Raw genomic sequence first — 15,515 nt, 5'->3', positions numbered from 1 at the left:
GAGAGAGGCGAAGCTAAAAATTTAAAAAAATTATCACCCCAGCGTATGAATTACCTAACCTTAAATTTTATCGTAATTAATGGTGCATTTCCGAATTTTTGATGTATTGTTACAATATGCTCAGATGCCATATGTAAAAAAATTGATGGGGTAAAAATCATGCTCACAAATTGCTTGATTCCGTTGACGGTATGCTTGATTGCTTGGTGGGTGACTGCCGGGACTGACAACAGAACGCTAGACGGAATTCCGGCTCCCATAGCTGCAATTATTGGAATGTGTTCGTTAATTTGGTTGGTGGCAGTGTGTCCTTGGCCTGTTGAACTTGCTCTAGTATTGGCGGTGCTGGTTTTCGGCAAAGCTTATTTGCAAAAAATCTTGAAAGTCGGCTGAATTTTCAGGACTAGCGCTCCTATGATTTGCGGGAGCGCGATGATCGAGTGCTGCTACCTTGTTAAAATTTTTCGCAATTTGTCTTGCTAGGTTCTCCGAGGGGGTCGCAAAGACGGAACCAACCCCAGAACTGGTGAAATTCAATTTACATATTTCAGTTAAAAATTAGAACATAAAGATGGACAGACAAACCCGGTTTATCTAAAATAAACCGGGTTTGTGAGGGTCTAAAATTGTCACACATCAGGCCATAATTGCTTAGGACTGAGACACTCGGAACACAAGAAACCGGGTTTCTGAGTCCAGGAGTGTTGCTCTATGTGCGTAAAATGTCGAGCTGTTAAATTGGCAAGCGATTGATATCTTTATTAGAACCAATTACCACCATCACCTCGCCTTTGCTCAAGCGTTCGCTTGGCTGCGGATTGATCTCGAACTTGTCGGCACGACCGACTGCTAGCAAATTCAAACCATACCTGCGCCGGAGTTCCAATTCGGAGATGGTTTTGCCATCAAACTTTTCAGGAACGAGCAACTCAACGATGCTGTGAGCTGGGTCGAGGTCAAAGCGTTCTAAAATGCTGGGTTTTGTAAGAAGGCGGGCCAAAGAGCAGCCCATTTCTCGTTCGGGAAAAACTACATGATCTGCACCAACTTTTTTCAACAGTTTTAAGTGAGTTTCCGAAGAAGCTTTGGCGATTACGTGACGTACCCCGCCTTCCTTAAGATTTAGGGTCGTGGTAATGCTTTCTCCTAGATAATTGCCGATCGCAACAATCACTGTTTCAAATTCAAATATACCGGCTTCCGCAAGAGCGCTAGGCTCAGTAGAATCTAACTGCAAAACGTGAGCAGCAATACGATCGTTCAAAGCTTGAGTTACTTTTTTTTCATCGGTGTCAATTCCCAGGACTTCGTAACCCAAACCGTGCAGAGTCGAACACACAGCTTTGCCGAAGCGTCCCAAACCAATAACTGCAAACTGCTTGTTGTCGGCGCGCAAAGTGCGAAAAAAATTTAAAGATGACAGGTTCACTGAATATCCAGCGCTGAGCGTCTTGCTGTTTAAATTTTAGCAGAGACAGCGCCGCCTCCTTTTGATTTTTGGGTAAGTAGTAAAAGTTGATTTGGGTTGTCACCCATTGTTTAGATTATCAGCAACGAGGCAGGATTTTTTATCCGACTAACAAACTTTCCTCAGCATACTTAAAAGACCTGGGTTTTGGGTCGCCGAAGGCAGCACTCATCAGCAGCAACACGCCAACCCGACCTATGTACATTGTAGCAATCAAAACCAGCTTACCGATCGCTGAAATCTTGGCTGTAATCCCTGTGGAAAGACCGACCGTGGCAAAAGCTGAAACTGCTTCATACAGCGCTGCGATAAATTCTACTTCGGGATTGGTCAGCTCGATTAAAATTGCAGATGTGAACGCGACCAACATGGAACCGAAGACTACACTAATGGTTTTTAGAATCATTGCTGGCGGGATTTGACGCTGATAGCACTCCACATCTTCCTGGCCTTCGAGAACTGCTGTGGTACAGCAAAACAATATTCTAAAAGTTGTGGTTTTGATTCCGCCGCCGGTGCTGCCAGGACTGGCGCCGATAAACATCAGCGCGATAGTCAGAAATAGCGAGGCTTCGCTCATTTTGCCAATGTCAATTGTATTGAATCCCGCCGTGCGGGGAGTAAGAGATTGAAACCAAGCTGCCATCACTTTTTGAGGAAAATTTAGAGAGCCGAAAGTGTCAGGGTTGTCGTATTCCAGCACGAAAAAGGCTAGCATTCCTAAAATCAAAAGGACAGCCGTTGTAGTGGTAACAACTTTGAAGTTCAGGGAAAAAACTGTGCAGATAGGGCTTTTCTTCAAGCGATCGCGCAGCCACAGGTACATTTCCATAATTACTTCATAGCCGATTCCGCCAAATATGATTAAACCACCGACAGTGAAGTTAACCATAGGCGAATTGATGTAGCCGATCAAATTATCTGAATAGATGCTAAAACCCGCGTTGTTAAAGGAATTAACGCTGTGAAATATAGCAGACCACACACCCTCTTTAAATCCGTATTGGGGGACGAAAACCGTCATCAGCAAAAACACTCCTGTTAATTCAAACAAAAGTGTTGTTGCTAGAATTGACTGCACCAGTTGTACTACGCCGGCTAGCCCGGATTTGTCGAGAGATTGTTGCAGGGCAATTTTGTCTTTCAAGCCAAAGCGGCGGCCCAATAACAGCAGCAAGAAAGTCGTGGCTGTCATGTAGCCCAATCCTCCTATTTGCACCAGTAAAACTAGGCACAGTTGCCCCCAAAAAGAGTAATATTTTCCGACATCCACAACCGACAAGCCCGTGACGCAGACAGCGGAAGTAGAGGTAAACAGTGCTGTTATTGGATCGCTCCAAGTTCCATCAATTGTGGAAAAGGGCATCATCAGCAATAGAGTACCTGCGAGGATGACAGCGAGAAAGCCCAAAGCAATGGTTCGCGAGACAGTCATTCGATTTTAGATTTTAGATTTGAGATTTTAGATTTGAGAGGGAACCCACAAATCGATTTGAGATTTGAGGTTTGAGAGGGAAGCCACAAATCGATTTGAGATTTGAGGTTTTAGAGGGAACCCACAAATAGAGCGTCGGGCTTGAAATCAGGACATCTCTATCTGGCGAAGGCCGGAGACCGATCGAACTCAATCGCCAAATTCTATGACAACAGCGGGAAAATAACGGTAGAATTCCTTTAATAACTTGCGATCCGGCGATGACATCAACACTTTACCAGCAAATTCAGCAACTTTACGACGCTTCTAGCGGTTTGTGGGAGCAGGTGTGGGGCGAACATATGCACCACGGTTACTACGGCCCGGATGGCAATTTGAAAAAAGAGCGCCGACAGGCTCAGATAGATTTGATAGAAGAACTGCTGGCTTGGGCTGGAGTCCCCTCAGAGAAGGCACTGAGTGAATCTTACCGCATTCTCGATGTCGGTTGCGGGATCGGCGGCAGCACACTGTATTTGACTGAAAAGTTTAGTTCGATCGCTCAAAATAATTTAAAGTTGGATGGCAAGGTCGATCGAGAGGGTAGCCGATCGCCGGAACTAAACAAAACGGGCGCTAGCGTTACAGCGACTGGGATTACTCTGAGTCCGGTACAGGCCAACAGAGCGACCGAACGCGCTAAAATTGCCGATGCTCAAAGCAATGTGAATTTTTTGGTGGCCGATGCTTTGAATATGCCTTTTCCTGACGAGTCATTCGACTTGGTTTGGTCGCTCGAAAGTGGCGAACATATGCCCGACAAAATTAAGTTTTTGCAGGAATGCTGCCGCGTACTCAAGCCGGGAGGAACTTTGATTTTGGCAACTTGGTGTCACCGCCCGGTGGGAGAAACGGCGGGAGAATTAACTGATGAAGAGAGAAAGCAATTGGCAGAAATTTACCGAGTTTATGCTTTGCCTTATGTAATTTCTTTGCCGGAATATGAGGAAATTGTCCGCAGTTTGCCTTTGACAAATATTCGCACCGCTGATTGGTCAAAAGCTGTTGCTCCTTTTTGGGATGTGGTGATCGATTCTGCTTTGACTCCGAGCGCGATTTGGGGTTTGCTAACGAGCGGTTGGACGACTATTCAAGCAGCACTTGCTCTCGGATTAATGAGCCGTGGATATCAGAGCGGGTTGATTCGTTTTGGCATGATTTGTGCTGTAAAATAACAGGCATAAGCTGTCGCGCATTTAAATTGTATATTCTGGGCGCGCGGGACGCCCAACCCCTACTCCCCACAAGACTTTGATTTTTTTGGACATACAATTTAAAGGCCGCAACAGCTTATATCAGAGAATTTTTGAGTTTTGAGTTAATGAGTAAGGTGCGTATTACGCACCCTACAGAATATTATTTTTTTGGCGTGGGTGTGAGATTTATGGGCAATGATTCGATTGGCAAGTCTTGGATTGATAAGAATGGCTCGGCTCCGCAAAGCTGGGTGAGGGCATTTTGGGAGTTTTCTCGGCCGCACACAATTGTGGGTACTAGCTTGAGTGTATTGGCTTTGTACGCGATCGCCCAAAGCGCACGGCTGTTTGTGAATCCTGTATTTGGGCCCCTAGCTTTTGCCTGGTTGGCTTGCATTTGCGGCAATATTTATATTGTGGGATTGAACCAGTTAGAAGATGTTGAAATTGATAAAATCAATAAGCCGTATTTGCCGATCGCGTCGGGAGTGTTTTCTCGGAAAACCGGGGAATTAATTGTAATTGCAACGGGGATTCTAGCAATTTTGACTGCTGTTTTACAAGGCCCGTTTTTGCTGGCTACTGTTGGTGTTAGTTTGGCGATCGGGACTGCTTATTCTCTGCCCCCAATTCGGCTGAAACGGTTTCCTTTTTGGGCGGCGCTGTGCATTTTTACGGTGCGGGGCGCGATCGTTAATTTAGGGTTATTTTTGCACTTTAATTGGGTGTTGGGTTTGGGAAGGGCGAAAAGCGCTTTTTCTGGCTGGAGTTTGGAGAGTTTGTCTTTCGCGATTCCTGCCGAAGTTTGGGTGCTGACGATTTTTGTTGTGGTGTTTACGTTTGCGATAGCCATTTTTAAAGATATCCCCGACATGGAAGGGGACAAGCAATATAATATTACTACGTTGACGATTGAGCTGGGCAAGCCGGCCGTCTTTAATTTATCTCGCTGGGTGTTGACGGTTTGCTATTTGGGCGCGACTTTGGCGGGAGCGATCGTATTGTCTAATGTTAATTTAGTGTTTCTGGCAGTTTCTCATTTGGCGGCTTTGGGTTTGATGTGGTTTTGGAGTGTCAAAGTAGATTTGGACGATAAAATAGAAATTGCTGCATTTTATCAGTTTATCTGGAAGTTGTTTTTCTTAGAATATCTGATTTTTCCCGCAGCTTGTTTGTTGGGGTAGAAGGGGAAGTTCGGCAACGGATTGTGTAACGGATGTAACGGATGTAACGGATGTAACTCCGATGGAAGGGGGAAGAAGGAAGAAGGAAGAAGGAAGTTCGGCAACGGATTGTGTAACGGATGTAACGGATGTCAGTCCGATGGAAGGGGGAAGAAGGAAGAAGGAATGGGGAAGGGGGAAGAAGGAAGAAGGAAGGGGGAAGGAGGAAGAAGGAAGGAAGAGTTAACAAATTAGAACAAGTTGGCAATTACAAGTTAGCGAACTCCCAAACAACCAAGACAACTATGGCTTCTCAAAAAAAATCGCGGAAATCTGCCTGCAAACTGGGTGCCGAAGACTATTTGAAATTAGCTTGGGAACATCACCAAGCGGGCCGTTTGTTAGAAGCTGAGAATTTGTATCGGCAAATAATAGAAGTACAGCCGGAATCAGCAAACGTGCTGTGTTTGTTGGGAATAGCGGCGAGACAGCAGGGGAAAATTGCAGAGGCGATCGACTTTTACGAAAAGGCGATCGCCCAAAACCGCGATTTTGTAGAAGCACATTTAAATAAGGCTAATCTTTTGCTGGATGTAGGTGAGTATCAAAGGGCGATCGCCAGTTACGAACAAGTCATTAAAATCCAGCCAAATTCCGCACTCGCCTACAATAATTTAGGCTGGGCAAAACAGCAATTAGGCGAAATAGACGCGGCTATCTTATATTACAAAACAGCGCTGCAACTCGACCCAAATCTACACGAAACAGCGCACAACTTAGGACATTTATTTAAAGGTAAAAATCAATTAAACGAGGCGGTAGCTTATTACGTCCACGCTTTAAAAATTAATCCAAATTTGACATATTCCCTGATGGGTTTGGGAACAGTTTGGCAGCAGCAAGGTAAATTAGCAGAAGCTTTCAACTGCTACCAACAAGCGGTAAAACTCGACCCCATCAATCCCGAAGCTCACAACAATGTAGGAGCATTTTACCACGAACAAGGCAATGTCAAAGCCGCAATATCCTACTACAGACAAGCCTTAAACTTAAAGCCAGATTTCGTGGAGGCTATTAATAATCTCGGGCACGCTTTGGTCGATTTAGGAGAATTTCAAGAAGCTTTTTCTTGTCACAGTCGAGCCTTGGAATTGCAGCCAGACAACGCCACCGCCCACCTGGAATTCGCCTTAACTTTGCTATTGTTCGGAGATTTTCAGCGCGGTTTTGCTGAATATGAGTGGCGGTGGCGCACTCCGCAACTACAACCGAGGCAATTTAAACAGCCGGTTTGGGATGGTTCGGATTTGCAGGGGAAAACTATTTTACTCCACGTCGAGCAAGGCTTTGGCGATTCTATTCAGTTTATTCGCTACGCGCCGATTCTTCGGAGCCGAGGCGCTAAAGTTATGGTGGCTTGCTATCCAGAACTGATGCGGTTGTTTGCGACAGTTGCTGGTATTGAATATTTATCAGTTAGTCTGGAAGCTTTGCCAGAATTTGACGTTCACGCACCTCTGATGAGTTTGCCGCGAATTGTGGGGACAACTCTGGAAATAATACCAGCAAATGTTCCTTATCTATATCCGCCTGCTGAGTGCAAATTTGCGCTTTCTTCTGATGCAAAATTGAAGGTAGGGATTGTTTGGGCGGGGAGTCCGAAGCGTCGGAAAGACAATCAGCGTTCTTGCAGTTTGAGCGATTTTATTCGATTTTTGGATGTTCCGGGAATTGCTTTTTATAGTTTACAAAAAAACTTATCCGAGAGCGATCGCACTTTGTTGCACCAACACTTAGTGCCGGATTTAACTCCCCATTTGAACGACTTTGCTGATACCGCTTCGGCTATATCTCAACTGGATTTAGTCATTACTGTCGATACGGCTGTGGCGCACTTAGCCGGTGCTTTAGGAAAACCGGTTTGGGTGCTGCTTTCTTTTGCTCCTGACTGGCGCTGGCTGCTGGATCGTGAAGATAATCCTTGGTATCCAACTGCGAGGCTTTTCCGCCAAAGTCAGCCGGAAAGTTGGCAAGAATTGTTTGAAGAAGTAAAGGCGGCTTTGAGTTCTTTTGCGATCGCCAATACTGTTAGTTATGCCGAGGATTCTGCCAAAGATTCGCTTGACTTCGTTTCACTCGCCATGACTGCTAATCATACGGCTTCCCTCGATTATGTGTCTCTCACGATGACAGGTGCAAGCGTGCTTCAAGAGAGTAAACAAATATTTGTGATTGCGAGTGAAGGGTTCGCAGAAGGCTCTGCAGCTAAGCACTCGCAGGGGATTGAGACATCTGTTGCGATCGGAACGGCTGGCGAGAATTTGGTTGTTTTAGAGGATTTATTGCGGCAAGCAGAGCATTTAATGGAAACAGGAGATAAGGAAGAGGCGATCGCCCTTTACGAACAGATTATATCTATTGAGCCAAATTGCGTTCAAGCGCGGATTAATTTTGGTTTTCTCAAGCAAGAAAAGGGCGAATTAGACGCAGCTATCCCACATTACCGAGAAGCTTTAGCCATCGATCCAAATATTCCTCAAACAGCTTACAACTTGGCAAAGATTTTTGAAGAACAAGGTCAAGTGGAAGAGGCGATCGCACATTACGAGCAAGCTCTCGTAGCTCAACCGGATTTCGTACCTGCACTGATTAATTTAGCCGTGGCGCTGCAAGAAAAAGGCGAACTTTTAGAGGCTGTAAACCTTTATAGGCGAGCGCTGGAAATTCATCCGTATAGCTGGGAAGCTTACAACAATCTGGCAACAGTGTTGCAAGAACAGGGCAATTTAGAAGATGCGCTGGAGTATTATCACAAAGCTCTAGAATTGCTGCCGGATTTTGTGGAAGCTATCAACAATTTAGGCAGGACATTTCTGGAAAAAGGCGCGGTAGAAGATGCGATATCCTGCTACAGACGAGCGATTCATTTAAGTCCAAATCACGCTAGCGCTCACCTGAATTTATCCTTGGCTTTGCTGTTGGTGGGAGATTTGGAAAATGGTCTCGCTGAATACGAGTGGCGCTGGGAAATTAAAGAATTTCACAATGGTCATTCCTGTTTCTTGACGGGGCCGGACAATACTGTTTCGGCGAGAGAATACCGGCCGCTGTGGGACGGTTCTGATTTGCTGGGAAAGACTATTTTGCTGCACGCCGAACAAGGTTTAGGTGATTCGCTTCAGTTTATTCGCTACGCTGCGATCGTCAAAAATAAAGGCGGTAGGGTCATTGTTGGCTGTTACCCGCAATTGCACCGTTTATTTGCAACGGTTGATGGCATTGATTTGCTAATAGTTAAAGGGGAGCCACTGCCGGAATTTGACGTGCAAGCGCCGATGTTGAGTTTGCCGTATATTCTTGGTACAAAGCTGGAAACAATACCAGCAAATACTGCTTATTTATCTCCGCCTGCGGGTGCTGAATTTACGCTTCTGCCCGATCGCACTTTGAAAGTGGGCATTGTCTGGGCGGGGAATCCAAAACACCGCAAAAACAAGCAGCGTTCGTGCAGTTTAAGCCAGTTTCTGCCGCTTTTGGACGTTTCGGGGGTAAGTTTTTACAGCTTGCAGAAAGAGGTTTCCGAGACCGATCGCGCGCTGTTGAATCAAACGTCGATCATAGATTTGAGCCCGCATTTTGGCGATTTGGCCGATACTGCTGCTGCGATCGCCAAACTGGATTTAGTCATTAGTGTCGATACCGCTGTCGCCCATTTGGCGGGCGCTTTGGGCAAACCAGTGTGGATTTTGCTGGCGTTTTCGCCGGATTGGCGATGGCTGTTGGAGCGTGAAGATAGTCCTTGGTATCCAAGCGCAAGGCTGTTTCGCCAGCATCAGCGGGGCGACTGGGAGGACGTTTTCGATCGGGTGGCGCAAGCTCTAGGCGCGGTTGCTGCTGCATTTGTGCCGTCGGATTCGGCGGATGCAGAGTTTCGGTTGGGCGTGGATTTGCAGCAGCAAGCCGATTTGGGCGGTGCGATCGCTTGTTATGAGCGGGCGATCGCGATCAATCCTAATTACGCAGCCGCGCACAGCAATTTAGGCGTTGTCAAACAGCAAAGCGGCCTGCTAACAGAGGCGATCGCGCACTACCGACAAGCCTTAGCAATCGACGAGAATTTGGCGGAAACTGCGAGCAATTTGGGCAGCGCGCTCGCGGAAGCAGGGGAGACTGGAGAGGCGATCGCAGAATACGAGCGGGCGCTTTCTTTGAACCCGAATTGCGCGGAAGCGCTGATTAATTTGGGCCTGTTGCGGGAAGAGCAAGGGGATGTAGCGGAGGCTATAAGCTGCTATGAGCAAGCGATTCAAGTCAATCCTAATTGCGCGGTGGCTTATTTGAATTTGGGAATTGCTTTGGAGCAACAAGGGGAGGAAGCGGGCGCGAATTACGAACGCGCGATCGCCAATTATGAACGGGCGATCGCGATCGAGCCAAATTATGTGGAGGCCCTGCACAACTTAGCATACGCCTCGATCCGACAGGGCAAAATTGACCGCGCGATCGCATACTACGAGCGATCGACTGCACTGCAACCGGATTTAGCAGAAACTCTGATCGGTTTGGGGAGTTCTCTGCAGCAGCAGGATAAGTTAGATGAGGCTCTAGCTGTTTGCCAGCAGGCGATTCAGGCATTACCAGCCAGTGCACAGGCTCACTGCAATCTGGGAATTGTCCTGCAGAAACAGGGCAAAATTGAAGATGCGATCGCCTGCTATCAGCAAGCTTTGAGCCTGAAACCCGACTTTCCACAAGCTTTGAACAATCTCGGCAAAGCTTTTGAGGAAGCGGGAAAAATGGCAGAGGCGATCGATTGTTACCGTCGGGCGATCGAACTCAAACCCGGTTATATCAATCCCCTCACCAGTTTGGGAAGTGCTTTGCACGATCGCGGCCAATTTGCAGATGCTGTCACCTGTTACAGCCAAGCAGTTAAATTCAATGTCGGGAATCCTGAATCTCACCTAAATTTAGGTTTAGCTTTGCTGCTGGCGGGAGACTTTCAGCGCGGTTTTTGCGAGTACGAATGGCGGCTCCTAGTTAAAGAAAAACAGTTCCGAACTCACAACTTTATTCAGCCGCTTTGGGATGGCAAAGATTTGCATGGAAAAACTATTTTGCTTTGCCCGGAACAAGGTTTAGGCGATGCAATTCAGTTTATCCGCTACGCAGATTTAGTCAAGCAAAAAGGCGGTCGGGTAATTGTTTGGTGTTTGCCGCACTTGCAGCGCTTGTTTGCACAAGTTTCGGGAATCGATGGGTTAATAGTTAATCCAGAGGATGCGCCGGATTTTCAAGTTCACGCGCAGCTCATGAGTTTGCCACACCTTCTGAGAACAACTTTAGAAACTATACCGGCCAAAGTTCCTTATTTAGCTCCGCCGCCCGGTTGGGAATTTACTCTCAATCCAACTATTAACTTGAAAGTGGGAATTGTGTGGTCAGGAAATCCTAAAAATTCCCAAAATAATGTGCGATCGTTACCGCTAAATTTGTTAACAAAACTATTAGGTATTCCCGGAGCAGATTTTTACAGTTTGCAACAGGAAATGACAGCCGACGATCGCGCTTTGTTAGAGCAAATGCCCGTAACAGATTTAAGCTCTTATTTGCACGACTTGGCTGATACTGCGGCGGCAATCTCGGCTCTGGATTTAGTGATTTCTGTAGATACTGCTGTGGCGCACTTGGCTGGTGCTTTGGGCAAACCAGTGTGGGTTTTGCTGTGTTTTGTGCCGGATTGGCGGTGGATGTTGCAACGCGAAGATAGTCCTTGGTATCCGACGGCGCGGCTGTTTCGCCAGTCAACAGCGGGGGATTGGGAAGGAGTTTTAGAACAAGCTAGTTTGGCGCTCAGACAAAGAATTTCTCAGCATCAGGAAGCTCAACCACTAATAGAAGCTCAGCCCAATGTTGACTTAGCTCAAGAACAGTTCAATTGCGGAAATGTTCTGAAAGCGCAAGGTAGATTTTCCGAGGCGATCGCTTGTTTTAAAAATGCTTTAGTTTGGCAGCCGAATTCGATCGAAGCCGCCACGAATTTGGCAGTGACGCTGCACCAAACAGGCAATTTAGCCGAAGCTGCCACCTATTATCAGCGCGCGATCGAGATAGATCCGAACTGCGCTCAAGCGCACAATAACTTGGGTATTTTGCTGCAAGATCAAGGCAATATACCCGATGCTGTATCTTGTTTTCAAAAGGCGATCGCCCTGAATCCGGTTTACGTCAAAGCTCTCAACAATCTCGGCGCGATACTCCAGCAGCAGGGCGATTTGCCAACTGCGATCGCGTGTTTTCATCAAGCACTTTCTGTCAATTCCAATTATGCGCCAGCGCTGGTAAATTTGGGTGCGGCGATGCAAACAGAATCTCAGCTAGCCGAGGCGGAACGCCTTTACGAGCGTGCAATTGAAGCAGAACCAAACAATCCTACAGGACACTATCACCTGGGAACGTTATGCTTGGGTGCGGGCAAAATAGAACAGGCAATTTCTAGTTTGGAACGATCGATATCTTTGAATCCCAATTATCTAGAAGCCATCACTAATTTAGGCAGTGCAGTTGAACAATTGGGAGACGTTGGTCGAGCAATTTTGTGTTACAATAAAGCTATCGAACTTGATGCAAATTGTGTTAAAGCTCACTTCAATTTAAGCTTAGTCTTGTTGTTGACTGGGGACTGGTCGCGCGGTTTAGCAGAATACGAGTGGCGGTGGCAAACAGAACAGGCGAAAAAATTGCCACGGTTGAATTTCGACCAACCAGTTTGGGACGGTTCAGATTTGAACGGACAAACTATTTTGCTCCGATCCGAACAAGGTTTGGGCGATGCGATTCAATTTGTGCGATACGCGGCAATGGTGCAGCAAAAAGGTGGCAAAGTAATCATTTCTTGCTATCAAGAACTGAAGCGTTTATTTAAGCAGATTCCTGGCATCGCACAAGTGGCGGTTCGCATGGATGAATTGCCAGATTTCCAAGTGCAAGCACCTCTGATGAGTTTGCCTCATATTCTGGGAACAAATTTAGAAAATATACCCGCAAATGTTCCTTATTTAGCTGCGCCGCCGAATTGGCAATTTTCTCTAAATTCCGATCGCAATTTCAAAGTTGGGATTGCGTGGGCGGGAAGTGCGGAACATTTAAAGGATTTTCAGCGATCGAGCGATTTAAGCTATTTCCTGCAATTGTTAGATATTCCCGGTGTAAGTTTTTACAGTCTTCAGAAAGACTTATCGGCTGACAATCGTAGTTTGTTAACTCAAATTCCCGTGATAGATTTGAGCGACAATTTAAACGATTTTGCCGATACTGCGGCGGTGATATCGCAACTAGATTTAGTAATTTGCGTGGATACTGCGATCGCGCACTTAGCCGGTGCTTTGGGTAAACCGGTATGGATTTTGCTGTGTTTTATGCCGGATTGGCGGTGGATGTTGGAACGCGAAGACAGCCCTTGGTATCCGACGGCGCGACTATTTAGGCAGCAAAAACCGGGTGATTGGGAGGAAGTATTCGATCGCATAAAAGCAGCCTTAAAACACCTAATCTCTACTCGTTTCCAGGCTGTGCCGGGTAACGGAGATACCGAAGCTTCGCCTCGATTTTCCTTATCGCCCGCACAGGTAGAATTTTACATAGCAAAGGCATTAGAAAAACAAGGTAAAAAAGCAGAGGCAGCCGCTCGTTACGAACAAGTAATTGCCGCCTCACCCAACCACGCCGAAGCGCACAGTTATTTAGGTTACATAAAACAGGAAAACGGGCAACTAGCCGAGGCTATTGCTCATTACCAAAACTCGCTAAAAATTAATTATAACCAGGCTGAAACTAACTTATATTTGGGTACCGCCCTCGAAGAACAGGGACAAGTCGCAGAGGCGATCGACTTCTACAATAAAGCAATTCAACTACGTCCCAACTCGCCAAATTGGCGCTTGAGACTAGCCTTAGCTTTGCTCTTAACAGGAAATTTTGAGCGTGGTTTTGCGGAATACGAATCGCGCTGGCACACTCAACAATTGGATCAGCGCTCTTTTGAGAAACCGCTTTGGGACGGCTCTGATTTGCAGGGAAAAACAATTTTATTGCACCCTGAACAAGGTTTTGGTGATACGATACAATTTATCCGCTACGCGGCTTTAGTCAAGCAAAAAGGCGGCAAAGTTATTGTTGCTTGTCATGTCTTGCTGAAGCGTTTATTTGAAGGAATTGCAGGAGTCGATCGAGTAGGAGTCAAGCCGAGCGATTTGATAGATTTTCAAGTGCAAGCCCCCCTGCTAAGTTTGCCGCGAATTATGGGAACGACTTTGGAAAATATACCGGCAAACATTCCTTATTTAGCTCCGCCACAGGATTTTAAATTTTCCCTAGAGCCGAACAATAAACTCAAAGTAGGTATCGTGTGGGCGGGCGGCCCGCTGCACCGCAACAACCATCGGCGATCGTGTAAATTGAGCGATTTTGTGAAATTTGTAGATGTTCCGGGAGTGAGTTTTTACAGTCTTCAGAAAGATTTGTCAGCGGGCAATTCCCTACAGGATAGCTGCGCTTCACGCACTTTATTAAAGCAACACAAAATTGAAGATTTGAGCGAACATTGCGTCGATTTTGCTGACACAGCAGCAATTATTTCGCAACTCGATTTAGTAATTTGCGTAGATACTTCTGTCGCGCATTTGGCCGGTGCTTTGGGCAAACCAGTCTGGATTTTGCTGTCTTTTGTTCCCGATTGGCGCTGGATGCTGGAACGCGAAGATAGCCCTTGGTATCCGACTGCGCGGTTGTTTCGGCAGCAAAAAGCGGGTGATTGGGATGGAGTGTGCGATCGTATAAAAGCAGCCTTAGAACAGCTAATTTCCTCTCCTCTCCCTCGTTACCAGGCTCTGCCTGGTAACGCATATTCAGAGGCTCCGCCTCGGCTTCAATCCCCAGAAACTCCGCCTCAAATCCACCCCCCAGAAACTCCCCCACAAATTACCGGAATCGGCATTAGTTGGCCCCTCAGCATCACCAGCGGCTGGGGAATTTACGCCATGAATTTAACACTACAACTGCGGCAAAACCCTGCCTGGGAAGTTGCACTTTTAACACCGCCATCAATCACCTCAGAATCAATGAATCCGCTGCATAAATCGCTGTTGTTACCTGTAATTGAAAAGCACAAAAGTTTTCAGGAATTAGTAGCAGCCAATTCCGACAAACAAATCAGTTGTAATTTTCCCGTACTTTACGCTTTGGGGAATAATTTAGCATCCTCTGGAGTAGACAATCAAATTACCAGCGCTTGTCAAATAGGAGTCATATTTTTTGAAGACACACGAATCACAGCAGAAGCACTAGAAACAGCCAAAAAATATAGCGTGATTGTCGCCGGTTCCAACTGGAATGCCGATGTTTTGAGAAGCTGCGGCTTGACTAATGTGGCGATGGTACATCAAGGAATTGACCCAACAATTTTCCATCCTGCACCCAAATCTAATCTATTTGGCGATCGCTTCGTCATTTTCTCCGGCGGCAAACTGGAATATCGCAAAGGTCAAGATATTGTCATTGCGGCTTTCAAACGATTTCGCGCCAAACATCCAGAGGCTTTGTTATTAACAACATGGCACAATTTTTGGCCTCAGTATATGTTAGGAATCGAACAAACCGGAAACGTTGCTGGACTTCCCAATATCAACAGCGACGGAAGTTTAGGAATTTCCCAATGGTTAGTGGCTAACGGTTTGCCAGTTGACTCTTTTATCGACATAGGCTTAATTCCCAATCACCTCACCGGACAAATTTTGCGAGAAGCCGACTGTGCTGTTTTCACCAACCGCTGCGAAGGTGGCACTAATTTAGTCGCGATGGAAAGTATGGCCTGCGGAATTCCGACTATTTTATCAGCAAATACTGGTCATTTAGACTTGATTTACAGCCACATTTGCTATCCTTTATGGAGTCAAGGACGAGTTAAACCTACTGCTCCTTTTTCCGGTGTAGAAGGTTGGGGAGAGTCTGAGGTTGCAGAAGTTGTCGAGGCTTTGGAACAAGTTTATACTAATCGCGAAGAATCAAAAACTCGCGGTTTAGCTGCGGCTAACTTTATGCTGGATTGGACTTGGGAAAAACAAGTTAAACGCTTTCTAGATGTTATATCAAATTCGCTTTAACAATCATCTTTTCCGGCGAATAGAATTCGCTACTACACAAACCAAGTCCGCGAA

The 15,515-nt window shown here is 46.3% G+C and carries 7 protein-coding genes; 5 read left to right on the top strand and 2 right to left on the bottom strand.

The genetic code is table 11. The features are described from left to right. Positions 1–159: 159 nt before the first annotated feature. Positions 160–393: a hypothetical protein gene (locus QUA83_RS05190; protein WP_333291963.1), complete on the top strand. Its 234-nt coding sequence runs from the start codon at positions 160–162 to the stop codon at positions 391–393. A 340-nt stretch (positions 394–733) separates the two neighbouring features. Here QUA83_RS05190 and QUA83_RS05185 read toward each other — a convergent pair whose 3' ends face one another. Beyond that, positions 734–1,429 carry a TrkA family potassium uptake protein gene (locus tag QUA83_RS05185; protein WP_333291962.1) on the bottom strand — a complete coding sequence of 232 codons (696 nt, stop codon included), beginning with the start codon at positions 1,427–1,429 and terminating at the stop codon, positions 734–736. 139 nt (positions 1,430–1,568) lie between these two features. Next, positions 1,569–2,903: a TrkH family potassium uptake protein gene (locus tag QUA83_RS05180; RefSeq protein ID WP_333291961.1), complete on the bottom strand. Its 1,335-nt coding sequence runs from the start codon at positions 2,901–2,903 to the stop codon at positions 1,569–1,571. A 260-nt stretch (positions 2,904–3,163) separates the two neighbouring features. Between QUA83_RS05180 and QUA83_RS05175 the strand changes: the two genes are divergently transcribed. The 4 genes from QUA83_RS05175 to QUA83_RS05160 all read left to right on the top strand — a co-directional run bounded on the left by QUA83_RS05175 (position 3,164) and on the right by QUA83_RS05160 (position 15,461). Next, positions 3,164–4,117 carry a methyltransferase domain-containing protein gene (locus tag QUA83_RS05175; protein WP_333291960.1) on the top strand — a complete coding sequence of 318 codons (954 nt, stop codon included), beginning with the start codon at positions 3,164–3,166 and terminating at the stop codon, positions 4,115–4,117. A 146-nt stretch (positions 4,118–4,263) separates the two neighbouring features. Further along, the gene (locus QUA83_RS05170; RefSeq protein ID WP_333291959.1) at positions 4,264–5,322 is read left to right on the top strand and encodes a homogentisate phytyltransferase; all 1,059 of its coding nucleotides are present in this window, start codon (positions 4,264–4,266) and stop codon (positions 5,320–5,322) included. Positions 5,323–5,383: 61 nt separating this feature from the next. Further along, positions 5,384–5,548 carry a hypothetical protein gene (locus QUA83_RS05165; protein WP_333291958.1) on the top strand — a complete coding sequence of 55 codons (165 nt, stop codon included), beginning with the start codon at positions 5,384–5,386 and terminating at the stop codon, positions 5,546–5,548. A gap of 58 nt (positions 5,549–5,606) precedes the next feature. Further along, positions 5,607–15,461, top strand: a complete 9,855-nt coding sequence (locus QUA83_RS05160) for a tetratricopeptide repeat protein (RefSeq protein WP_333291957.1) — start codon at positions 5,607–5,609, stop codon at positions 15,459–15,461. The last annotated feature ends 54 nt before the right edge of the window (positions 15,462–15,515 follow it).

Origin of the sequence: Microcoleus sp. K1-B1 (genome assembly GCF_036704705.1) — a bacterium.
Lineage (GTDB): Bacteria > Cyanobacteriota > Cyanobacteriia > Cyanobacteriales > Microcoleaceae > Microcoleus.
The sequence above is the reverse complement of the archived record's forward strand: the minus strand, read 5'-3'. Positions and strand labels throughout refer to the sequence as shown.

Excerpts from the sequence above, each read along its gene's own strand:
- QUA83_RS05165 (WP_333291958.1), top strand. The coding sequence starts at position 5,384 with ATGGAAGGGGGAAGAAGGAAGAAGGAAGAAGGAAGTTCGGCAACGGAT.
- QUA83_RS05160 (WP_333291957.1), top strand. The coding sequence starts at position 5,607 with ATGGCTTCTCAAAAAAAATCGCGGAAATCTGCCTGCAAACTGGGTGCC.
- QUA83_RS05190 (WP_333291963.1), top strand. The coding sequence starts at position 160 with ATGCTCACAAATTGCTTGATTCCGTTGACGGTATGCTTGATTGCTTGG.
- QUA83_RS05170 (WP_333291959.1), top strand. The coding sequence starts at position 4,264 with ATGAGTAAGGTGCGTATTACGCACCCTACAGAATATTATTTTTTTGGC.
- QUA83_RS05180 (WP_333291961.1), bottom strand. The coding sequence starts at position 2,903 with ATGACTGTCTCGCGAACCATTGCTTTGGGCTTTCTCGCTGTCATCCTC.
- QUA83_RS05175 (WP_333291960.1), top strand. The coding sequence starts at position 3,164 with ATGACATCAACACTTTACCAGCAAATTCAGCAACTTTACGACGCTTCT.